Annotated in this window: 21 protein-coding genes; 10 read left to right on the top strand and 11 right to left on the bottom strand. The window is 32.6% G+C overall.

Annotated elements, in window-relative coordinates; translation table 11 throughout:
• Positions 1 to 105: 105 nt before the first annotated feature.
• The 3 genes from EDB96_RS11065 to EDB96_RS11055 all read right to left on the bottom strand — a co-directional run bounded on the left by EDB96_RS11065 (position 106) and on the right by EDB96_RS11055 (position 4,360).
• Positions 106 to 462 (bottom strand): hypothetical protein, encoded by a 357-nt coding sequence (locus EDB96_RS11065; protein ID WP_134140789.1) that lies wholly within the window; start codon positions 460 to 462, stop codon positions 106 to 108.
• Between the two features lie 99 nt (positions 463 to 561).
• Positions 562 to 1,740, bottom strand: a complete 1,179-nt coding sequence (locus EDB96_RS11060; RefSeq protein WP_134140787.1) for an AIR synthase related protein — start codon at positions 1,738 to 1,740, stop codon at positions 562 to 564.
• Positions 1,741 to 2,170: 430 nt separating this feature from the next.
• A complete protein-coding gene (locus tag EDB96_RS11055) occupies positions 2,171 to 4,360 on the bottom strand; it encodes a glutamine synthetase III (RefSeq protein ID WP_057118924.1) in 2,190 nt (729 codons plus the stop codon).
• Positions 4,361 to 4,789: 429 nt separating this feature from the next.
• Here EDB96_RS11055 and EDB96_RS11050 point away from each other — a divergent pair, with 429 nt between their 5' ends.
• Entirely contained in the window at positions 4,790 to 5,806 is a 1,017-nt protein-coding gene (locus tag EDB96_RS11050; RefSeq protein ID WP_057118926.1) for a glutamine synthetase beta-grasp domain-containing protein, read from the top strand.
• Between the two features lie 344 nt (positions 5,807 to 6,150).
• Complete coding sequence (locus EDB96_RS11045) at positions 6,151 to 7,122, top strand: TerC family protein (protein WP_057118928.1); 972 nt, start codon at positions 6,151 to 6,153, stop codon at positions 7,120 to 7,122.
• Between the two features lie 67 nt (positions 7,123 to 7,189).
• Here EDB96_RS11045 and EDB96_RS11040 read toward each other — a convergent pair whose 3' ends face one another.
• The 3 genes from EDB96_RS11040 to EDB96_RS11030 form a co-directional block, all read right to left on the bottom strand.
• The gene (locus EDB96_RS11040) at positions 7,190 to 7,708 is read right to left on the bottom strand and encodes a hypothetical protein (protein ID WP_134140786.1); all 519 of its coding nucleotides are present in this window, start codon (positions 7,706 to 7,708) and stop codon (positions 7,190 to 7,192) included.
• 90 nt (positions 7,709 to 7,798) lie between these two features.
• On the bottom strand, positions 7,799 to 8,668 hold the full coding sequence (locus EDB96_RS11035; RefSeq protein WP_057118933.1) for an alpha/beta hydrolase: 870 nt from the start codon (positions 8,666 to 8,668) through the stop codon (positions 7,799 to 7,801).
• A gap of 333 nt (positions 8,669 to 9,001) precedes the next feature.
• A complete protein-coding gene (locus EDB96_RS11030; protein WP_057118937.1) occupies positions 9,002 to 9,874 on the bottom strand; it encodes an AraC family transcriptional regulator in 873 nt (290 codons plus the stop codon).
• Positions 9,875 to 10,323: 449 nt separating this feature from the next.
• Between EDB96_RS11030 and EDB96_RS11025 the strand changes: the two genes are divergently transcribed.
• The 4 genes from EDB96_RS11025 to EDB96_RS11010 all read left to right on the top strand — a co-directional run bounded on the left by EDB96_RS11025 (position 10,324) and on the right by EDB96_RS11010 (position 13,265).
• Positions 10,324 to 10,689 carry a T9SS type A sorting domain-containing protein gene (locus EDB96_RS11025; RefSeq protein WP_134140784.1) on the top strand — a complete coding sequence of 122 codons (366 nt, stop codon included), beginning with the start codon at positions 10,324 to 10,326 and terminating at the stop codon, positions 10,687 to 10,689.
• A gap of 544 nt (positions 10,690 to 11,233) precedes the next feature.
• Complete coding sequence (locus EDB96_RS11020; RefSeq protein WP_134140783.1) at positions 11,234 to 11,635, top strand: T9SS type A sorting domain-containing protein; 402 nt, start codon at positions 11,234 to 11,236, stop codon at positions 11,633 to 11,635.
• A 468-nt stretch (positions 11,636 to 12,103) separates the two neighbouring features.
• Entirely contained in the window at positions 12,104 to 12,505 is a 402-nt protein-coding gene (locus tag EDB96_RS11015; protein WP_134140782.1) for a T9SS type A sorting domain-containing protein, read from the top strand.
• 373 nt (positions 12,506 to 12,878) lie between these two features.
• Positions 12,879 to 13,265 carry a hypothetical protein gene (locus tag EDB96_RS11010; protein WP_057118948.1) on the top strand — a complete coding sequence of 129 codons (387 nt, stop codon included), beginning with the start codon at positions 12,879 to 12,881 and terminating at the stop codon, positions 13,263 to 13,265.
• A 57-nt stretch (positions 13,266 to 13,322) separates the two neighbouring features.
• Here the strand turns inward: EDB96_RS11010 and EDB96_RS11005 are convergent, their stop codons facing one another.
• Together EDB96_RS11005 and EDB96_RS11000 are read right to left on the bottom strand one after the other, a co-directional pair.
• Positions 13,323 to 13,937 (bottom strand): hypothetical protein, encoded by a 615-nt coding sequence (locus tag EDB96_RS11005; protein WP_134140780.1) that lies wholly within the window; start codon positions 13,935 to 13,937, stop codon positions 13,323 to 13,325.
• Positions 13,938 to 14,008: 71 nt separating this feature from the next.
• Positions 14,009 to 14,422 carry a helix-turn-helix domain-containing protein gene (locus EDB96_RS11000; protein WP_134140777.1) on the bottom strand — a complete coding sequence of 138 codons (414 nt, stop codon included), beginning with the start codon at positions 14,420 to 14,422 and terminating at the stop codon, positions 14,009 to 14,011.
• 192 nt (positions 14,423 to 14,614) lie between these two features.
• On the opposite strand from EDB96_RS11000, the gene EDB96_RS10995 reads away from it, so the two are divergent.
• Complete coding sequence (locus tag EDB96_RS10995; RefSeq protein ID WP_134140774.1) at positions 14,615 to 14,929, top strand: hypothetical protein; 315 nt, start codon at positions 14,615 to 14,617, stop codon at positions 14,927 to 14,929.
• A 419-nt stretch (positions 14,930 to 15,348) separates the two neighbouring features.
• Here EDB96_RS10995 and EDB96_RS10990 read toward each other — a convergent pair whose 3' ends face one another.
• The 3 genes from EDB96_RS10990 to EDB96_RS10980 form a co-directional block, all read right to left on the bottom strand.
• Complete coding sequence (locus tag EDB96_RS10990; RefSeq protein ID WP_134140772.1) at positions 15,349 to 15,843, bottom strand: hypothetical protein; 495 nt, start codon at positions 15,841 to 15,843, stop codon at positions 15,349 to 15,351.
• Positions 15,844 to 15,847: 4 nt separating this feature from the next.
• Positions 15,848 to 16,771, bottom strand: a complete 924-nt coding sequence (locus EDB96_RS10985) for a hypothetical protein (RefSeq protein ID WP_134140770.1) — start codon at positions 16,769 to 16,771, stop codon at positions 15,848 to 15,850.
• A gap of 166 nt (positions 16,772 to 16,937) precedes the next feature.
• Complete coding sequence (locus tag EDB96_RS10980) at positions 16,938 to 20,378, bottom strand: methylmalonyl-CoA mutase family protein (RefSeq protein ID WP_134140768.1); 3,441 nt, start codon at positions 20,376 to 20,378, stop codon at positions 16,938 to 16,940.
• 292 nt (positions 20,379 to 20,670) lie between these two features.
• Here EDB96_RS10980 and EDB96_RS10975 point away from each other — a divergent pair, with 292 nt between their 5' ends.
• From EDB96_RS10975 to EDB96_RS10965, 3 genes are all read left to right on the top strand, one after another.
• Entirely contained in the window at positions 20,671 to 22,230 is a 1,560-nt protein-coding gene (locus EDB96_RS10975) for a murein L,D-transpeptidase (RefSeq protein ID WP_134140767.1), read from the top strand.
• A 193-nt stretch (positions 22,231 to 22,423) separates the two neighbouring features.
• Positions 22,424 to 22,765: a hypothetical protein gene (locus tag EDB96_RS10970; protein ID WP_057118966.1), complete on the top strand. Its 342-nt coding sequence runs from the start codon at positions 22,424 to 22,426 to the stop codon at positions 22,763 to 22,765.
• Between the two features lie 112 nt (positions 22,766 to 22,877).
• Entirely contained in the window at positions 22,878 to 23,615 is a 738-nt protein-coding gene (locus EDB96_RS10965; RefSeq protein WP_134140765.1) for a membrane lipoprotein lipid attachment site-containing protein, read from the top strand.
• Positions 23,616 to 23,678: the final 63 nt, after the last annotated feature.

Here is a 23,678-nt window from a genome sequence, read left to right as displayed (position 1 = left end):
AACTAACAACTAACAACTAACAACTAACAACTAACAACTAACAACTAACAACTAACAACTAACAACTAACAACTAACAACTAACAACTAACAACTAACAACTAACTTACTCATTCATTTCATCATAACGTTCTGGAACTTGCGGATCGTAAAGCGGACATTTGAATTCTTCCATGACATCTACTAATTTATTCATGGTTTTTCCTTCTGTTCCGTAGCAGTCAATTTTTACGCTTTGTGGTGTGGTAATTACTTGAAATGCACCTTTTCCTTTTGGATTTTTCCAGCTGTTTTCATCGACTCTTTCCCAATCTGAAAAAACGGAGTTGATTCGATTTACAATTACTTCTATTTGAAGAACAGCCAGACCATCTACTTTTTGTTTTTCTACAAGAGCTTCATAAACTTCTTGATTATTCAAGTAGATTTCATCTAGATATTTCCAAAAAAGTAATTCGTACATAATGAAGTATTTTTTAAAACCATATAAGTGATATAAGTTCATATTAAAAGTACTAAAAAATACTAAAATGAACTTATACCACTTATATGGTTATTTTTTTTAATAATTGAATGTTCCGTATTCGCTTGTAATAGTAAGTTTCTTCTCTTCTGAAGCTTCTACTCTACCAACGATTTGAGCCTCTACATTAAATGATTTTGAAATTTCAATAATGTCTTGTGCAATATTTTCTGGAACATAAATTTCCATTCTATGACCGCAGTTGAAAACTTGATACATTTCTTTCCAATCTGTTTTTGATTGTTCTTGAATTAATTTGAACAATGGCGGTACTGGAAATAAATTGTCTTTTATAACATGTAAATCTTTTACAAAATGTAAAATCTTAGTTTGCGCTCCTCCACTGCAGTGTACCATCCCGTGAATATCATTTGGAGTATATTTATCTAAAATTTTCTTGATAATTGGTGCGTATGTTCTCGTTGGAGAAAGTACTAATTGTCCCGCGTTGATTGGACTATTTTCTACTTCATCAGTCAAATTAACTTGTCCTGAATAGATTAATTCTTCTGGAACTGCTGCATCATAACTTTCTGGATACTTTTTAGCCAAATATTTCCCGAAAACATCATGACGTGCTGATGTTAGTCCGTTACTTCCCATTCCGCCGTTATAGCCTTTTTCATAAGAAGCCTGACCAAAAGAGGCTAAACCTACAATAACGTCTCCTGCTTTTATATTGGCATTATCTACAACATCGCTGCGTTTCATACGTGCTGTTACCGTAGAGTCTACAATAATAGTACGCACAACATCTCCAACATCTGCAGTTTCACCGCCTGTTGAGTGAATCGTTACACCAAACGATTTTAATTCGTTGATTAATTCTTCTGTTCCGTTGATGATTGCCGAAATAACTTCAGCTGGAATTAGGTTTTTATTTCTTCCAATTGTTGAAGAAAGCAAAATATTATCGGTTGCGCCAACACATAATAAATCATCAATATTCATGATTAATGCATCCTGAGCAATGCCTTTCCAAACTGAAAGATCTCCAGTTTCTTTCCAATACATATAAGCCAAAGAGGATTTTGTTCCTGCTCCGTCTGCGTGCATAATAAGGCAGTGTTCTGAATCTTGTGTTAAGTAATCTGGAACAATTTTACAAAATGCCTGCGGAAATAAACCTTTATCAATATTTTTTATGGCGTTGTGTACGTCTTCTTTTGATGCCGAAACACCTCTCTGTGCGTACCTTTTGCTAGAATCTGAACTCATGAAAATTAGTTTGTGTTGATGTGGTGCAAAGATAATCCCTTTTTTTAATTCTTTGGTTTATTTGATATTTGATTAATAAAAAAAATCGGCAGATTATATTTTCTGCCGATTTTCCTAAATAAAATTGGTTATGAAGCTTTTGGCTTTCTATTTTTAACTTTTAGTTTTCCTTATTAAATTTCATTGGAGACTTGAATTTATCTTCTCCGTTTCAGCAGTAAAATTAAAAAACTTATCCAAAAAACACCAAGTATAAACACCTATTTTCTAATAACTTACAGTTTTACCGATCAAATGTAAGACTACCTCGACGAAGTTCCTAAGTAGACTAAAATATAAACAGGAAATTACTTTCTTATTTTGGTATATAAAGTATAGAATTAAAAAAGCCTGTCTTTTTGAGACAGGCTTTTTATTTGTTTTCTGAGTTTTACTTCGTAAAAAGTAATTCTCTGTATTTAGTTAATGTCCAGCTTTCGTCATCAACTAATAATTCTAATTTATCACAGTGATTACGAATATCTTCAAAATATGGTTTTACTTTATTGCAATATGCTTCTGCCATTTTTTGGGCATCAGTCAATTGGTTTGCTTTCTTTCTTTCGTTTGTCATTGCCAATACTTTAGAATTTATACCTTCTATATGACCCGAAATTTCTTTGATTAAAACAATTTGTTCGCTTGCAATAGTTTCAAATTCTTTTCCGAAGATTTCTTTTAATCCTTTTACATTTTCAATTAATGTATTTTGGTAACGAATTGCAGTTGGAATTACGTGGTTTCTAGAAATATCTCCTAAAACTCTTCCTTCGATCTGGATTTTTTTAGTGTATTCTTCTAATTCAATTTCGTAACGAGCTTCAGCCTCAACGTGATTGAAAATTCCTAATTCGTCAAATAATTCCAACGCTTGTTTAGAAACTTTAGCTTTTATCGCTTCTGGAGTTGTTTTAAAGTTACTCAAACCTCTTTTTGCCGCTTCTTTTTCCCATGCCTCGCTGTAACCGTCTCCTTCAAAAAGAATCTTTTTAGATTGTTTAATGTATTCTCTCAAAACATTAAAAATAGCATCATCTTTTTTCATGTCTTTCGACTCGATAAGATTTTCTACTTCATTTTTAAAGTCTTTCAATTGTTTGGCCACAATCGCATTCAAAGTTGTCATTGCATTCGAACAGTTTGAATTGGATCCAACAGCTCTAAATTCAAATTTATTTCCTGTGAAAGCAAAAGGCGAAGTTCTGTTACGATCTGTATTGTCTAATAATACGTCTGGAATTTTACCAACAACATTTAGTTTTAAATCTGTTTTTTCTTCTGGCGATAATTTACCTGTTGTAACACTTTCTAATTCAGATAAAACTTTTGTCAGCTGTGCTCCAATAAAAACAGACATAATTGCTGGCGGTGCCTCATTAGCCCCTAACCTGTGATCGTTACTTGCTGTCGCAATAGAGGCTCTCAATAAAGTCTCGTAATCATTTACCGCTTTTATTGTATTAATGAAGAATGTCAAAAACTGTAAATTACTCATTGGCGTTTTACTTGGACTTAACAAATTAACCCCTGTATCTGTTGCCAGTGACCAGTTATTGTGTTTTCCAGAACCGTTTACACCTTTAAATGGTTTTTCGTGAAATAAAACTTTAAAATCATGACGCTCGGCAACTCTCTGCATCACATCCATTAATAAAGAGTTGTGATCGACTGCTAAATTCGTTTCTTCAAAAATTGGTGCCAATTCAAACTGATTTGGCGCAACTTCATTATGACGTGTTTTTACCGGAATTCCTAATAACATACATTCCTGCTCTAAATCTCTCATATAAGTAAGAGCGCGAGTTGGAATAGATCCGAAATAATGGTCGTCTAACTGCTGTCCTTTTGCAGACGTATGTCCTAATAAAGTCCTTCCAGTCATCATCAAATCTGGACGAGAATTTGCTAAAGCTTTATCAATTAAGAAATACTCCTGCTCCCAGCCCAAAGTTGCTGTTACTTTTTTTACGTTTTTGTCAAAATATTTACAAACTTCTGTTGCCGCTTCATCAATTGCAGACAATGCTCTTAATAAAGGAATTTTATTATCTAAAGCCTCACCTGTATAGGCAATAAAAACTGTCGGAATACACAATGTTGTACCATAAATAAATGCTGGAGAAGTTGGATCCCAGGCAGTATATCCGCGGGCTTCAAATGTATTTCTAATTCCGCCATTTGGGAAACTTGACGCATCTGGTTCTTGTTGTACCAATTGCGCGCCTCCAAATTTTTCTACAGGATCACTTCCGTCATAAGAAGTTTCAAAAAATGCATCATGCTTTTCTGCCGTTGTTCCTGTTAAAGGCTGAAACCAGTGTGTATAATGTGTAACTCCTTTTGCCAGCGCCCATTCTTTCATACCCATAGCAATATAATCTGCCAGCTTTCTGTCAATCTTCGTTCCATGTTGAATGGCATCTCTCACTCCTTTTAAAGCATCCGAAGTTAAATATTGCTTCATTGCTTTTTCATTAAACACATTTGAACCAAAAAGATTTGATTTTTTATCAATCTCTTCAAAATGTACCGGCTTTCTTGTAGAAGCTTCTTTTAAAGCTTGAAAACGTAATGTTGACATGTATGTAAATTTTAAAATTCGTAATAATTTTCACTGAAAAAATGAGGAACAAATATAAACAATAAAAAAGCCTATTTTAAATATAAATTGGAGAATTTTAGCCATCGATTTTTCAATATAAGATGCTTTTTTCAAAGAATAATGAATTCAATTTATAGAAATATAACAAAACTGTGCGGTAATATTGATTAAATAAACATTTTTTCATAATTTCTTAACTCAGAAATTCAAAAATGTGCCGTAATTATTACGAATTTATTTTTTTAAGGTAATTAAAATTGCTTTTTTAAAAATATACCCCTCTCAAAATTGCGCTTATCCAAAAAATTATACTTCGTTAAACAAAATAGCCCCCTAATTTTTAGGACTAAAAAAATAAATCTATATTTGACCCAACGAAAAAAAACAAAAAAATTAATTTATATTATTATGGCTAAAATTAAGTTAGAGTACATTTGGTTAGATGGATATGAACCAACTCAAAATCTTAGAAGTAAAACTAAAGTTGAAGAGCATGACAACTTCAAAGGAACATTAGAGGAACTTGGAAACTGGTCATTTGATGGATCATCTACAAGACAAGCTGAAGGAGGTTCTTCTGACTGTTTGTTAGTTCCAGTTGCAATTTATCCTGACCCAACTCGTATCAATGGATGGTTGGTAATGTGTGAAGTTATGTATGCTGATGGAACTCCACACCCTTCTAACGGTAGAGCTACAATTGATGATGATAATGATGATTTTTGGTTTGGATTCGAACAAGAGTATTTCATCATGGATACTAAAACTTTATTGCCATTAGGTTTCCCTGTTGGAGGTTATCCTGCTCCACAAGGTATGTACTACTGCTCTGTAGGTGGAAAAAATACTCACGGAAGAAAATTAGTAGAAGAGCATGCTGATTTATGTATCGCTGCTGGAATCAACTTTGAAGGTATTAACCAAGAGGTTGCCTGCGGACAATGGGAATTCCAATTATTCGCTAAAGGTGCTAAAAAAGCTGGAGACGAAATCTGGGTTGCTCGTTACCTATTAGATCGTTTGACTGAAAAATATGGTTACTATATTGAATACCACCCAAAACCTCTAGGAGACACAGACTGGAATGGTTCTGGAATGCACGCTAACTTCTCTAACAGTGTTTTAAGAACATGTGGAGATCAAGCAACTTACGAAAGAATCTGCGAAGCTTTTCGTCCTGTTACTGCTGAGCACATCGCTGTTTACGGAGCTTACAACGACCAACGTTTAACTGGTAAGCACGAAACTGCTTCTATCCACGATTTCTCTTATGGAGTTTCAGACAGAGGATGTTCTATCAGAATTCCTTTGATGACTGTTCAAAAAGGATGGAAAGGATGGTTGGAAGACAGAAGACCAGCTTCAAACGGAGATCCATACAAAATTGCTGCTAGAATTATCAAAACTGTTAACTCAGCGTTATAATTCTAAACTTATAATATATTCTAAAAAGCCGGCATAATTGCCGGCTTTTTTTTTACGTTGCCTTTATCATTCTGAGAAACGAGAATCACGCTAGAGAATCTACAAAGATTGGCGATTCATTGTGCAGAGTTACTCATATGATTCTCATTCCTCAAAATGACAAAACTAAAACCGAAAATTAATATATTTAATATCCAGACAGACAAAATCACCTTCAAAAACATCATAACTTTATAATAATTAACATTTTACAAATAACAAACATTACTTAATTTTAAGATTAAAATTAATTTTTAAGTTAAATTTCAAAACTTATCTTTGTAGATCAATTAAAAAAAATTATCATGATAGTCTGGACTCTCTTTTTACTTGCTGTAGTTTTTATTCTTGCCTTAGACTTAGGTGTCTTCAACAAAACACCACATATTATTAGTACTAAAGAAGCCAGCAAATGGACCTTAATATGGGTTACCTTATCCTTCCTTTTTTCTGGAGTAATTTATTGGCTGTATACCACAGATTATATTGCCAATCCCGATGGTTTAAAACCTGCAGTAGCTTCTATGAAGTTTATTACTGGTTACCTAATAGAACTTTCATTAAGCGTAGACAACATCTTTGTGATCGCTATAATCTTTGCTTCTTTTAAAATTCCGCAAAAATATCAGCACCGCGTTTTATTCTGGGGAATTCTAGGAGCGATTGTTTTCCGTGGATTAATGATTTTCTTCGGGGTAATGTTAATCAATAAATTTACCTGGACAACTTATGTATTTGGAATCTTCTTGATATTTACTGCTGTAAAAATGCTGTTTTCTGGTGAAGAAGAAGATTTTCACCCAAAAGATTCTTTTGTTTACAAAACATTGGGAAAAATTATTCCGATTACTTCACATATGGAGCATGAGAAATTTTTCGTTTTAACCGAAACAGGCAAAAAAGCCGCTACTCCACTTTTTGTTGCTTTGATTGTAATTGAAGTTATGGATGTTCTTTTTGCTGTAGACAGCGTTCCTGCTATTTTAGCTATTACATCTGATCCGTTTTTGGTATTTAGTTCAAATATATTTGCGATTTTAGGATTACGCTCTATGTATTTCTTCTTGGCAAATATGCTGGCAAAATTCAGCTATTTAGAATATAGTTTAGTTGCTATTTTAGCATTTGTGGGATTAAAAATGTTATTACATGATTTCTTCCACGTTCCAGAATGGGCTTCTTTAGGATTTATTGCTTTATCGCTTTTAGTTGGTATTTTGGTTTCTTTAAAGTTTGGAGAAGAAAAAGTTTTAAATGATTCGTCAAGTGAAGAATAGTTATTCTTGAAACATATATTCATAAAAAAAGGAAATCTTACGATTTCCTTTTTTTTATTATTGATAATTATAATTTTATTTTTTGAACATCACTTTCCTTAAGTTTCAGAACTGACATTACATCATTAAAATTATTTTTATTTACTGTTGTAGCTAAAGCAGAAGGAATTATAACAATTCGAAAAGATTGGTTATTTACATAACTTGGAGTCTCTGCAAGATCATAATTCGCTCCTGCATAAATTTGAAAATCTTTTCTACTAAAGTCATAATCATATGTTATTTCATCTCCATTATTAAAATACAGCGTAGTTGGAATTAATTGCCAAATTGGAGTTTGAGCATCTATTGTTCCTTTTAATCTATATATTAAAACTGTCTCATCATCAAATAAATCACCCCCAACTTTACTCTGAAAAGTTCCAGATATAAAATAACCGTCAGTAGCATTAAATGAAAAATTTGTGTTTAAAATCTCAAATGCTTCTCCAGTTAAACCATCTTGTCCTGGAGGCCCTTCTGGTCCTTCACAGCTTGAAAACGCTATTAAACCAACAACAGCGAATAAGGTAAGTATCTTTTTCATAATTTTATTTTTTTAAGGATTATACTATAAAGGTATTCCAAAAATTAAACCAAAAAAAGTAATTCGGCTTATTTTCGGTCAAAAAAACCTTTATTTTTTTGCAGTTACTTGATTTTTAAGCAATATTTTATTGAAAAATAATACATGGTATGGTAATGAGTTTTCCCAATAATCCCAAGTATGTGCTCCTGGGCGCTCTGTATAATCATGATCAACTTTATTATAAACCAATCTTCTATGAAGTTCTCTGTTTGGTTCAATTAAAAAATCATCTACACCACAATCTATAATTAGTGGTAATTTGTTAGCTTTTAATTTATCAGCCATTCTTAAAACAGAGTTTTGTTCATACAATTCTGTACTTCCGCTTTTATCTCCAAAAACAGGCTGCATTAATTTGACTACTTGAGCAGATGAATCTCTGTTAAGCATTACACTCATATCTACCGCTCCGCTCATACTTCCGGCTGCACAAAATAAATCAGGATGCCTTCCAGATAAATACAAAGCGCCGTGTCCGCCCATAGAAAGACCTGTTATTACTCTTCCGTTTCTATTGCTAATTGTTCGGTAGGTTTTATCTACTTTTTGAATAACTTCCTGCGTGATAAATGTCTCAAATTGACTTTCTTTATTTACTGGACTGTCCAAATAAAAGCTAAACGTTTCTCCTTCAGGCATTACAATAATCATATTGTATTGATCTGCCAGATTGTGGACTAATTTTTTATTTGGTGTATTTTTAAGCCAGTCACTAAAATGTCCGTAAGCTCCGTGTAACAAATACATAACCGGAAAAGCGGCTTTGCTTTTCGAATACGAATTGGGTAAAACGACCGCAGCTTTATAGGTTTTCCCCATAGCTGTGCTGGCAACTTGTAACGTATCTACTTTTGCTGCATATGTCATGGTGGTCATGCAAAGCAAAAATGCAGATAATAGCATTTTAAATTTCTTCATTTTGATATATTTTTTCTGATTAGGGTTTGTAAATATACCTTTTTTCAGAATAAAACATATGAAAAATCCGACTAGGTGTTTTTTTGTTTGCCGCGAATTTCACAAATTAGCACGGATTATTTTGCCACAGATTAAAGGATTTTCACAGATTAATCTGCTTGATCTGCTGAATCTGAGGGAAAAATTTACTCTCACAGATTTAGCAGATTATAGAGATAAAAAAAATCATTTTAATCTGTGGCAAAAAAATAAAAAATAAAAAAAAATCCGATTGAAATCATCAATCGGATTTATTTATTTTATTTATTCTTGCTATTAATGGTAAATCAGAAACTAGCTAATTATAATCTTATGCTCGTGACGGTATTGCGACGCGCTTTTACCCGTGTATTGTTTAAACGATTTACTGAAGTGACTGAAATTATTAAAACCGCTTTCATAGCAAACTTCGTTAATACTCATTGGCTGTTCTGCCAAAAGTTTAGAAGCATGAACCAGACGATATTCATTCACAAATTCAGTAAATGTTTTATTGGAGATCTTTTTAAAATAACGACAGAAAGAAGGTGTAGTCATACTCACCAAACTAGAAACTTCGTCTATTGAAATAGATTCCTGAAAATGATCTTTCACAAAATTAAAAACCACATTAATACGGTCGTTATCCTGCGTCTGCAATTCTAATGAAAATCCGTCAGCATTTAAAATGGTATAATCCTCAGCCGATTCTAATTCGTCCAAAACACTCAAAAGCGTGATCAAACGTTGAAACGGAGGTTCATTCTCCATCATTTCAATTTTCTTTCCTATTCTTTTTTTTGTTTCACCGCCAAAAGCGATTCCGCCTTTCGCCTGATTCAAAATATTCTGCACTTTTTTCATTTCAGGAGCAACGAAAAAGTCACTTCCTAAAAATTCAGGTTTTATATGAATTACAGTTTCATTTGTATTCCCTGTATTCTCATTTGTAAAACCGCAATGGGGCAAATTGGCTCCTATTAAAAGTAAACTACCATTCGTGTAATAAGAAACATGGCTTCCTATTTGTCTTTTTCCAGCCCCGCCATTAATATAAACCAACTCAATCTCTGGATGATAATGCCATAAATGAGCTTTGCTATTGGTCTTTTCGGCGTGTTTAGTGTAGGTAAAAGAACTTCCGTATGAGTTAGTTATCACTTCAAGAGCTGGGGCAATTGTCTTCATGATAATTTCTTTAAAAAATAATAGCAAATTTAACAAAAACACCTAAAATAATTTAAATTTTAACCTATAACGGTTTCGTAAATGCGAATTTTACATCAAAATCACATTTTTCAAACTGAGAAATTAATACCAAAACTGCCTTTTTTTTCAGGTCTCATTTTTTTTATCGGTATTTTTTTCAATAATCTTATTTAAAAGGCTAATTAATGTAAATATATTAATTTTTGTAAGAAATATAGAAATTTTAAGAAGTATTTAATTTTTACAAAACTTTGAAAAATAACAACCAAATTAACAGAAACATAACATTAAACTCAAATTTTAACCTATAACGGTTTCGTAAATGAGAATATAGCACATAAATTGGAAAATATAGTTGTTAAAATAACACACATGCTGCTATAACTTTGCCTCAGAGAAATGAACTAAAAATTTAAATACCACAGAATATGAAAAAGATTATGAAATTAAGTTTAGTATGTGCAGTGCTTTTAACTGGAATGAGTACTTATGCAATTGATGGAAATGAAGCTCTAAATCTTCATGTATTAAAAGGAAATGGCAAGGTAATTGCTTTTGGTATTAACCAACTTCAGAAAGCAGTTATTAGTATATATGATACAAACGGTAACTTAATCTATACTGAAAACGCTTCTGGTAAAGATGGTATTTTGAGAACTTTCAGCTTAGAAGAATTTCCACAAGGAAAATACATTTTAGAAGTTGCTGATACTTTCAAAAAAGTAAAATACGATATTACTGTAAATGCAAATAGTTCTGTTTTGTCTTCAAAAGGAACTACTTCAAATAACTAAGAAAATATTAAGGTTAAGTGCATACTTCACAGCACTTAAAAGTTTTATACTCTAATACAGTATAAAAAGTGAGGTTAGATAGTTAGTAAGTTAAAAACTTTCAAAAGTTTTAAAAACAGCTCTTTGTGGTTACTGAGCTGTTTTTTTTTGCTCTTTACTTTCGGGTCGCATAGTTTTTTAACCGCAAAGAGCGCTAAGATTTACACAAAGTTCGCAAAGTTTTATTTTACAAGCTTTGCGAATTTTGCGTTTTTATGACTAGCTATAAAAAATCTTTGGCCGCTTAACTGTTAACCTTTATTGTTCAATTCCTACAATTATTAAAGAAATCTTTAATTCAATGTAAACTAAAAATCATCAAAAACGTTGAAAAATAATAACCGAATTAACGAAAACGATAAAAATAATTCAAATTTTAACCTATAACGGTTTCGTAAATGAGAATACAGCATAGAAATAGGAAAATATAGTTGTGATTTTTTACTTACAACTGAAGTAATTTAGCATCAGAGAATTAGAACTATTAATTTTAAAACTAAATACTATGAAAAAGATTGTTAGATTGAGTTTAGTAGCTGCATTGCTTTTCACAGGAATTAGCACATATGCAATTGATGGAACGGAGTTTAATCTTCACGTATTAAAAGCTAATGGAAAATTAATCACTTTCGGTCTTAATCAGACTCAGAAAGCTAATTTATCTATTTATGATAAAGATGGATCTCTTATATATTCTGAAAGCGCTTCAGGTAAAGATGGAATCTTGAGAACTTTCAGCTTAGAAGAATTCCCAGAAGGAACTTATTTCTTAGAAGTGGAAGACAATATGAAAAAATCAAAATACGAAATTAAAGTAACTGATAATGTTTCTGTGTTATCTCAAAATGCAGTTTCTTCAGTTTATAAACCAGGTTTCGAAAAAAATACAAGTGTGGCGACACGCTAAAAAAGTTTATACTCTCATAAAGTATAAAAGTGAGGTTAGATAGTTAGTAAAGTTTAAAAACTTTTAAAGTTTTAAAAACAGCTCTTTGTGGTTATAGAGCTGTTTTTTTTTGCTCTTTACTTTTAGCTTTTACCGCAGAGCTTCACAAAGTAAAGCACGAAGATTCGCAAAAGCTTAGTAAAAAAAACTTTGTGAATCTCTGTGAAAACTTTGCGAATCTCTGCGATAAAAACCAATTCTTTTTGTAAATAAATCCTTAATTCAACGTAAATAAAAAATCAAGCAAAACTTTGAATAAAAACAACCGAATTAACAAAAACGTTAAAAATAATTCAAGTTTTAACCTATAACGGTTTCGTAAATGAGAATATAGCATAGAAATTGGAAAACACAGTTGCGCTTTTTTATCTATTTCGTAAGTAATTTAGCATCAGAGAATTAGAACTATTAATTTAAAAACTAAGTACCATGAAAAAGATTGCAAAATTGAGTTTAGTAGCAGCGTTGCTATTCACAGGAATAAGCACTTACGCAATTGACGGAAATGGAGAATTTAATCTTCACGTATTAAAAGCTAATGGAAAACTGATCACTTTCGCACTTAACAAAGTACAGAAAGCCAATTTAGCTATTTATGACAAAGATGGGACACTTATTTATTCTGAAACAGCTTCAGGTAAAGAAGGAATCTTAAGAACTTTCAGCCTAGAAGAATTTCCAGAAGGGACTTATTTCTTAGAAGTTGAAGACAACGTAAAAAAAGCAAAATACGAAATTACAATAACTGAAAATGCAGCTTTATCAAGAAGTGCGATTTCTTCTGTTTACAAAGCAGGTTTTGCTAAAAACACAAGCGTTGCAACACGTTAATATTTTATACTTTATACAGGTATAAAATAAGGTTAGAAAAAATTAGAATATTTTATTGTTGAAGAAGAAAAACAGCTCGCGGTTGGTTACGGAGCTGTTTTTTTTGCGTTAAAATATAAATGTAATTTTTACACTAATTTCTTTCTGAAAAAATATTCTTATTAATTCAAATGTTTGATTTTCAAGCATTAAAAAAAAACATAAAAAAAGTAATCCGCGAGCCCAGTAATTACGTACATAGTTCAAACAAAACACAGATCTGATTACAATTCAGCAACTTAAGCATCGAAAAATGCTAAAATTTTGCTAAAAATTAAATTTGTATTTGTAGTTTTACGCGTTCCACATTTAGTAATTAACAATTAAAAAAAACATGACAAAATTTACCAAAGCCGGTTTAGTTGCTGCCTTTTTTTTAGCGACTGTGTTTACCTATGCCATTGATGGGAAAGGTGATTTTATTTTAAACATCAAAACAGGAAACGGAAAAGTAGTTAGCTTTACTTTAGACACTGTTGAGAATTCATCTTTCTCGATCTACGACGAGAATCACAATTTACTTTATGCAGGAGACGCTGCAGCAAATAAATTGGAAGTTTCAAAAACAATTAGTTTAGAAAGTTTTCCTGCTGGAACTTATGTTCTAGAAGTGAAAGCAAACGACAAAGTTGCGAAACACGAAATTAAAGTTGCTGCAAAAAAGGTAAAAGCAGTGAAACTAGACGAATCTGCTAATCATAGCCCAGGATTCCGCCGTTAATCACTCTTTTTGCCCAAAAAGTTAAAAGCATCAGTCATTGGCTGGTGCTTTTTTTATTTAAAAATTGAAATGAAATTCATTTCCCGGCGGAGGATGCCCTGCGTTCCATTCTAAGGTTACAATTTTAGATGCATATTCTTGCATATTATCAAAACAATGCAATAAAATTGCTGAACCTCCATCTTTTACAATTCCTTCAACAATTTTAAAGGAATATTCATAGCCTTCATCATCCAGCGCACCCAAATCGAATACTATATTATTGCTTTTAGAAAGAGTCGCATATAAGGTTAAAAGCTTTTTAGGCGTTCCTGGAATTTTCTCCAATCTTGTTTCTGGCGTTATCCATTTCCACTTATCTTCAAATATTTTTTGAGATAATGGACTCTTAAGATTTGCATTCCGTTTAAGATACCTTTTAACTGTTAAAGGGAAAAAAGTATCTCTGAAGTACGATCTTTTAAAATACTCAACAAAGGTCATTTTTCTGTAAAGAATCACACTTTCATGTTTGGTTTTACCGCAAAAAATATCTCTGAGAAAAATCTCGGCATCATATAAATGCTTTCCGTTGTACAAATACAAAACCACTATCTCGCCTTCATACAAAGTAAAAGGCGGTATATAATAAGTGTCTGTTTTAATGCCTTTATTTTCTAATACTACTTTCAAAAATCAGATAGTTTTTTTTTAAATGAGAAAAGCATTCGTGTTGGCGAATGCTTTTTTATTTTTCACAATTACTATTTCTCTTTTAGCAATTTCTCTAAATATTCGATTTTATCTTGTTCCGCTTTCAGCAAACGTTCATAAAGCTTTTTATTCTCTTCTACAGTTTCCATTAATTTATCTAATGGATTGAAAGTGCAATTATTATTATTCCCAAAGTGACTATTATGAACAGCGTCATTAAAACTATTAAAATAATTAATTGCAGCTTCGTCTGAAAAATTCTTAATGGCTTCAACCGTTACACCAAGTGCTTTTGCAACCTCAACAAGTTTTTCTTCTTCTATCGTTTCGCTGTTTTCCATAGCCGAAATTGCTTGCTGGTTTGTTCCTAACGCCTGCGCCAAAGCTTCTTGTTTCATATCTCGCAGTTCACGAATACGGCTTATTTTTCGCCCTATATGATTTGGTTTTGTTAGTGTGCTCATAATTCAAAGATAATAATAAAGTGTCAAAATTGGTAAAATGTAAAAAACAGATTTTACCCCGTGCGATACAGCAAAAAATGATTTCGTACAGCAAAATCTATTTCTTCCTTCGCCGAATCAAACAAAAGTACAATTTTTCTTATACAAAATTTATAAAAGTCAAATTGTAAACCAATTAAAAATATACGCCTTATGGAAACCAATGCAACTGAAACTTTACAAAAGCTACAAAAATTAACCGCTCAGTATTTTACAACGCTAAAACCAACCAATGAAGCCAATTCTTATACCGCACAATTTAAAGTTGTCAATTATTTAGAACTCGGCTGTCTTATTACTGATTTACTAAAATTATGCATTCTTGCGCTTGATAATGACATGCACAATTTTTCTAAAGCAGATAAAAGTTCTGCTATTAATGTGAGTCTTATTTTGGAAACTGTTTTGCATTTGTTTCCTATGAATGAAATGGAGTTTTTGGGGTATGTTGGGGAGGTTGTTGGTTGATTTCTGTTTGCAGAGTTCTAATGTTAAAAAATCTCGCAAAGACGTTAAGTCGCAAAGTTTTTACACAATCTTGTCATTTCGACGGAGGAGAAATCTTCGCGAGTAGCTCCGCAACAGTGCGTGCTCAGCGGACGAAGATTTCTCCTCCGTCGAAATGACAAACTTTATGGAATTTTGTTGTGTTGCTGGTGCGAGAGTCTCGCTCGTACATTTCTTTGTATTCAATGGCGAGACGCTCACGCCATCGGGGCTACTTTATTTACTTGTACCTATAACAAATAAAAAACATATTGATAATGCAAATAGTAAAGAAAAAATACTGACAAATCCTAGTATTTGATAAATGTAGTCTTGATAACTCATACTTACTTAATTTAAAACTTTCTACAGCTACGATTGTTCTGCAAAGAAGCTTAATTCTATAATATAAATTTTAATTTTTCAAATAATCCATAATAAGAATCTTTTTGTTTTTTTTCCTTAATAACAAATGGTAAAATAGATGAATTACTTAAATAGTATTTCATTCCATTTTCCCAAGATAACCAAACTGATTCATCAATTCTTCCTTTTGAATACCAAAGATATTCCTCAGCACAAAAATTCAAATAATCCCTAATTAATTTAACTTCAATCAATGTTAATTGATATTTGTTGTTTTCTATATTTTTAGCAACAATTTCATTCAATAAATTATTAAACTTTTCGTCATACTTTTGATTAAATGATATAAATAACTCTTTAAATATTTTATCATTTTCAATCATACTTTGTCTAATTCCAAAAGATATCGAAATTCCAGTTGCTATTATTGCAATAGGAATTTCTGGCTTTTCTTTAAGGAGATAATAAATTAACATCGCTACAACAACAGCAATTACATTAATAAAAATTATGTCTGTATATTTTTTCATTTTTTTAAATCTCATTTTTTCTCATTTTTTCTTCAAGCAGATTTAGATATGATAAGCCAAATGCAGCTGAACATACTAATTCAGAAGCAGTCTTCTTGTCAATTTGCTTTTTCGTCTTACCTGTATGAGCCAAAGAATTTCTATGGCTTCTTAACTTATTTAAATTACCTCTAATAAAATCTGGAATTTTAGGAAAACCATTATAATGAGCTATTAAAGGCAGTAAAATATTTAATTGATAACTGTAAGTAGCACCGCTGCTTAAAAAATCTTCAACTTTATCTTTAGAGGCAAATGCTGAAAAGTATTTTGCCATAATATTGTTTAATGTAGACTCAACAGAGACATTTGATGGAATTACACAACTATTGTAATCCTTTAATGTAAAAGATTCGACTGCATTAATAAGATTTTCCCAAATTTGACTTGTATCTGATTTTTCTGCCCAGTTAATCTGTACTGCGACTGGAATTTCTTCATTAACCGAAATTTCTTCGATTACCTCACCAAATGGACGACCATATAAATTAATGACATTTGGAATATAATGCCTAGGCGGTGTATTTCCATGTAACTCAACAGGAAACAGACCAATTCCATTTGGAGTATAACTAGTTTGTAAAATTTTTGATTTTTCAGGAATACCAATCTGTCCTAAATCTAAGCTAAATATTTCATTTGGTTTCATAAAGATTCTTAAACTCGTAGTAAAACCGCCAACTATTGCATAGGTATATGAAGGAACTTCCCATTCAAAATGCCTTAATAATAAAGTCCACCAATCAAGATTTGTATCACATTTGGGACATTTCATTTTTATTCCATGAAAATAGTTTGCTAAATTTTCATGTGTAATCGGAAATGAAATAGCTTTACACTCTGGACATGGAGTTTGATATATTTCTGTATGTAATAAATCGTATTTCATATTTCAACTATATTCTTTGTACAAACGCTAATATATATAAACTAATTCCTTTAAAATTGAGGAAAACCGTAAAGAGCCAAAATTTCTGGTAATCAATTTTTTTTCAAACAAAAAAACCTCCCAAAAAATCTTGAGAGGTTTTCCATATCATTAAAAAATAAAAAAATTACATATTCCTTCTATACTGCCCACCCACTTCAAACAATGCTGAAGTAATCTGACCTAAAGAACAAATCTTTGTAGCTTCCATTAAATGGTCGAATAAGTTTTCGTTTTTAATAGCGGCTTGCTGTAGCGTATTTAAATGCTCGTTTACTTTTGCTTCGTGGAATTGATGCAGATTATCCAGCATGGTAATCTGGTACTGTTTTTCTTCTTCGGTTGCGCGAATAACTTCTGCCGGAATTACTGTTGGCGAACCTTTTGAACTCAAGAAAGTATTTACACCCACAATTGGGAAATCTCCGTTGTGTTTTAAGGTTTCGTAATACAAACTTTCTTCCTGGATTTTAGATCTTTGGTACATCGTTTCCATTGCTCCTAGAACTCCTCCTCTTTCTGTAATTCTGTCGAATTCTTGTAAAACTGCTGCTTCTACTAAATCGGTTAATTCCTCGATGATGAACGAACCTTGAATTGGGTTTTCGTTTTTCGCTAAACCTAATTCTTTATTAATAATCAGCTGAATTGCCATGGCACGACGTACAGATTCTTCTGTTGGCGTTGTAATCGCTTCGTCGTATGCATTGGTGTGCAATGAATTACAGTTGTCATAAATGGCGTATAAAGCCTGTAAAGTGGTTCTAATATCGTTGAAATCAATTTCCTGCGCGTGTAATGAACGTCCAGAAGTTTGAATATGATATTTCAGCATTTGTGCTCTTTCGTTGGCTCCGTATTTGTTTTTCATGGCTTTTGCCCAAATTTTACGCGCCACACGACCAATTACTGAATATTCTGGATCTACTCCGTTGGAGAAGAAGAATGATAAATTTGGTCCAAAATCATTGATGTTCATGCCACGGCTCAAATAATATTCCACGTAAGTGAAACCATTTGAAAGCGTAAATGCCAATTGCGTAATCGGGTTTGCTCCCGCCTCTGCAATATGATATCCTGAAATCGAAACCGAATAGAAATTACGAACGTTTTTGGTAATAAAATATTCTTGGACGTCGCCCATTAATCGCAACGCAAATTCGGTTGAGAAAATACAGGTATTTTGCGCCTGATCTTCTTTTAAAATATCGGCTTGAACTGTTCCGCGAACTTGCGATAAAGTTTTGGCTTTTATTTCATTATAAACTTCCAAAGGTAAAACCTGATCTCCCGTAACGCCTAAAAGCATTAATCCTAAACCGTTGTTTCCTTCCGGTAAATCGCCTTGGTATTTTGGTCTTTCGATTCCCTTGTCCTTATATATTTTGTTGATTTTTGCCTCAACTTCTTTTTCTAATTCGTTGGCTTTGATGTACAATTCGCATTGCTGATCGATTGCAGCGTTCATAAAGAAACCTAACAGCATTGGCGCTGGTCCGTTGATGGTCATACTTACAGAAGTCAAAGCGTGAACCAAATCGAAACCTGAATATAGTTTTTTGGCATCATCCAAACAGCAGATTGAAACTCCTGCATTTCCAATTTTGCCATAAATATCTGGACGCAAATCTGGATCGTTTCCGTATAAGGTTACGCTGTCAAAAGCAGTCGAAAGTCGTTTTGCAGGCATTCCAGCACTGACATAATGAAAACGTTTATTGGTTCTTTCTGGTCCGCCCTCTCCTGCAAACATTCTCGACGGATCTTCGCCTTCACGCTTAAACGGATACAATCCCGAAGCAAACGGAAATTCGCCAGGAACATTTTCCTGTAAATTCCAACGCAGAATATCGCCCCAGCCTTCATATTTAGGCAACGCAATTTTCGGAATCTGTAAATGCGATAAACTTTCAGAATGCGTGGCAATCTTGATTTCTTTATCACGAACTTTAAAACTATAAACTGGATTTTTATATTTCGCTACTTTTTCGTCCCAATTCAGGATAATTTCCCAATTGTAAGGATCTAAGTCCATTTTTACTTTATCAAACTGATTCAGTAAAAGATTTAAAAAGATTCGGTTTTCGTCGTGTTCTTGAAAGCCTGCAGTTAAAACAGTCGAATCGTCGATTCCAGCTTTAGTAATTTGCGGCACTTTACCAGAAACCGATTCGATGGTTTTAAAAATTCCGTATAATTTCTGGGCTACTTTTTGCTGTGAAAGTGCGATTTCATCATAACTCCTGTTATTCTCTGCAATTTCCGATAAATAACGTGTTCTTCCCGGCGGAATCACGAAGATCTTCTCGCTCATTTCTTTGGTAATTTCAAAAGTCGATTTCAAATCAGAATCGGTTTTCTCTACCACTTTATCCATAATCGCTTTGTAAAGCGTATTCATTCCAGGATCGTTAAACTGAGAAGCAATCGTTCCGAAAACTGGCATTTCATCAGGATTTTTATCCCAAAGATTATGATTTCTCTGATATTGTTTTTTTACATCGCGCAAAGCATCAAGCGCGCCGCGTTTATCAAATTTGTTTAAAGCCACTAAATCGGCAAAATCAAGCATGTCGATCTTTTCCAATTGAGTTGCCGCTCCAAATTCTGGTGTCATTACATATAAGGATACATCAGAATGATCCATAATTTCAGTATCAGACTGACCAATACCCGAAGTTTCCAAAATAATCAAATCGTATTTTGCGGCTTTTAAAACCTGAATCGCCTCGGCTACATATTTAGACAAAGCCAAATTCGACTGGCGAGTTGCCAGCGAACGCATATAAACACGAGGATTATTTATAGCATTCATACGGATTCTGTCTCCTAAAAGTGCTCCTCCTGTTTTTCTCTTAGAAGGGTCGACAGAAATTAATCCGATTGTTTTTTCTGGAAAATCAATTAAAAAACGGCGAACCAGTTCATCAACCAAAGATGATTTTCCTGCTCCACCAGTTCCTGTGATTCCTAAAACTGGAATTTTAGAACTCGCATTGCTTTCGTGAATTTTATCAAAAACAGGTTTTGCAATTTCTGGGAAATTTTCTGCAGCAGAAATCAAACGTGCGATGGCTGTAGGAACTTTATTTTCGATGTGATCTACTTCCCCATTCAATTGATCTCCTATAGGAAAATCAGAACGTTCAACCAAGTCATTAATCATTCCCTGCAAACCTAAAGAACGTCCGTCGTCTGGAGAATAAATTCTGGTAATACCATATTCATGCAATTCGGCAATTTCGCTTGGCAGAATTACACCGCCGCCGCCGCCGAATATTTTGATATGCCCCGCTCCTTTTTCATGAAGCAGATCATACATATATTTAAAGTATTCATTGTGCCCGCCTTGGTAAGATGTCATAGCAATAGCATTGGCATCTTCCTGAATGGCGGTATTTACCACTTCTTCAACGCTTCTGTCGTGGCCTAGGTGAATTACTTCAACTCCTGTTGACTGAATAATACGACGCATAATGTTTATGGCGGCATCATGTCCGTCGAAAAGTGAAGCAGCAGTGACAATTCTTACTTTATTTTTAGGAATATATGGTATTTGTTGTTCCATTTTATGAATATGATAATTTTATGAGGGCAATTTACAAAATATTTTAATATTCGATCCCTACTATAAGCTTATCTTAACAAAAATAAATCGATTTCGCAATCCAAAAGGGTAACATTTTACGTAACTAATTGATATAGTTAAAGAAAGCTTAAAGACATGGCAATTTCGCAACATTTAAACAAAATCAGGAAACATGTTACAAGATGTTCTAGAGTAATTTAGCATTGTAGAAAAGCCCCAAATTTTTACCAAACAACTTAACATAAAAAGTAATAACGTAAAAATTTAAAAAATGAAAACATATTATTCATTCGCCGTAATTTTAGGTTTGAGTTTCTTTATATCTTCTTTTAATAGAATTGAAAAAAACACTCTTTCAGATAAAAAAACATCAAACGCTTTGGTTGTTTACAACAATGATGATGTAAACGATAAAGTTTCCAATGACTTCTTTAAAAGATATTCTGATTTGAAAAAATACAAATCTGATGTAATGTCATTGTACAAAAACAGAACTCTAGGAACTATTTGGTTTGACGAAGATGATATTAACGAATTTGGAACTGTTTTGTATGAAAAAGCAAAAAAAACAAATGATTTAGTTATTCCTTACCAAAAAGAAATTGATCAACTTTTTGACCGATCATCTGAAACAAAGCTATCTAAAACAGATGCAGATATGCTTTTAAGTTCTTTATATGTAGTGTATGCTAAAAAAAGTAATGCAGATAAGAAAAAATTGTCTTACGACGCAATGTTGAAAGATTTCTTAAACTACAGTACTATCGAAGAAGCTACTGCTTCAACAACAACAGAAGACGTTAAAGTAGAATATGACCAATATTATAAATTACAAGACGTTCTAAAAAAATACAAAAGATTAGAACGATCAAATAAATGGAAACCAATTGTTCCAGAAGAAATACCTTATAAAGAGTTACGTCCAGATGCTGTTTCGAGCACTATCGCTCAAGTTAGAACCCGTTTGTATTTATTAGGAGATTTAAAAAGTGATTCTAAAAGCAACGTGTACGATCGTGAATTAATGGATGCTGTGATGAAATACAAAGTTCGTAACGGATTTAAACCTAACTATATTCTTGCAGAAGAGCATATTAATGAAATGAATATTCCGCTGTCTGACAGAGTGGAGACTTTGAAATTAAACATGGAAAGATGCCGAGCAATTTCGGCTCAAATTGCAGCCAGCGATGAGTATGTTTTAGTAAATGTTCCCTCTTTTGAATTGGTTTATGTGAAAAACGGAAAAGTAGAATTGACTTCGAGTGTGTTTGTTGGAGCACCTTTGACAAAAACAACCATTTTTAATGGAGAAATTGACAGAATCGTTTTCAGCCCATATTGGACAGTTCCTCAAAGTATTGTACAAAACGAACTGAAATCTAAAATCGCTGCAGATCCTAATTATCTTGCAGAAAAAAATATGGAAATGGTAAATGGCCAGGTGAGACAAAAACCAGGACCAGACAACTCTTTAGGGTTAGTGAAATTTATGTTTCCAAACCAAGACGATATTTACATGCACGATACGCCATCTAAAACTTTATTCGATTTTGAAAAAAGAACTTTCAGCCACGGTTGTATAAATGTAAAAATGGCAAAAGAATTGGCTGTTGCAATGCTTAAAGATTATCCAGAATGGACACCTGCAAAAATTGATAAGGCTATGGCTGGAAAAACAGAAAACAGTTTTAAATTGACTAAAAAAGTACCAATTTACATTACCTATTTTACTTCATTAGTAAATGAAAATGGTGAAATTGGTTTCTTCCAGGATGTTTATGAAAAAGACAAAGAGTTAACTGGCGAAAATGCTGTTGTAGCTCAATAATATAAATTCTATTAAATTTTAGAGAGAAGTTATCATTTTTTGATAGTTTCTCTCTTTTTTAGTCCCTTTTAGTAACCAAAAAAAACTTAAGTTATTACTATTAAAGCTTTTAGAGGCAATTCACTTCTGTAAACTTCACGAATTTTGCCCTGTAATTATACCACTAATTTTATAATACTTAAAACTAATTATTATGAAAACAAATAATATCGAAGGTCTAACAATGTTTGAGATAAATGTATTAGTGCAGCAAGGCGGAAGATTTGTGATTTTTCCTAATACTATTTCAAAACTGATGAAAAAATTTAAAGGCTCAAATATTTATTTTGTTCGCCCAGAAGAAAAAACTTTTAAATATGCCTTAAAACATTTCTTTAAAAATTTAGCCTTAGGCTGGAGAGCTTTCCCGTGGGGGCCAGTTTATGTCATTAAATCTTTCTATTTTTTAATTAAAGGTGGAAAAGATTATACCCAAATCATTCTGGCAGAATTGAATAAAAATAATCCAGTTTACAATCCTGAGTTTACTATTTAATAAATACGCTCACTTTAATATTGTCTTAAAATGATACTTTAAAAGCATATAAGGGCTAAAAGTGGTTTTAATTAAAAAGAGATTTGCCGAAATTTTTTTTAATTAAATCACAGTGAAAAAATACTTTTTTCTATTTACTGCAATATTAATGCTAATTTCTGGCTGCAATAATTCAAAAACACCTGAAAGTTTTATTGGAGCCCATAATATTCCCAGACCTAAAGCGCCTAAAGCTGTTGGCCCTCCGCGAATTTTATTTATGGGCAACAGCCAATTAGAATATTTTGTCAGCACTTCAACATTATTTCAAGAACTATGCAATGCCAATCAGCAGCATATTAATGTACAGCAGTTAGTGACAATGGGTGTTCCTCTTGACAAAGTTTACTACACCAATAAAACGGAAGCCAACCAAAATTTTTCTAATATAGACAAAGATGGAAATTACTACGATTATGTTGTGCTTCAAGAAGCAACACCAATTGCATTAAACGATCCTGAGAAGTATAAAAATAATTTAAAATTTATTGTTGAAAAAATACATACAAACAGTCCAGATGCTGCTATATATGTATACCAAGCAATGTCTCCAGTACCTTACACAGACTCCAACTATAACAATTACTATAACGAACTACGTAAAAATGCGATGGGAGCGGCAGCATTTTTAAAAAATGCAGGTTTATTGAGAATTGGTGACGCAGTTAAAGATGCTTACAATGGTAAAAGTGGTTACCAATACCTAAAAGACAATAAGGATCGTCTTCGCTTCGGAAGAGAAACACTGCATTTTTTAAATGATGGCGGATTTTTGCAGGCCGTTTTTATTATATACTTCTATTTTCGATGAAAAACCAATTATTCCTAAAAAACTTATTCTTAGTACAGGAACAAGTGATACTGATCATATGCG

Origin of the sequence: Flavobacterium sp. S87F.05.LMB.W.Kidney.N, assembly GCF_004366435.1 — a bacterium.
Classification (GTDB): domain Bacteria; phylum Bacteroidota; class Bacteroidia; order Flavobacteriales; family Flavobacteriaceae; genus Flavobacterium.
The sequence above is the reverse complement of the archived record's forward strand: the minus strand, read 5'-3'. Positions and strand labels throughout refer to the sequence as shown.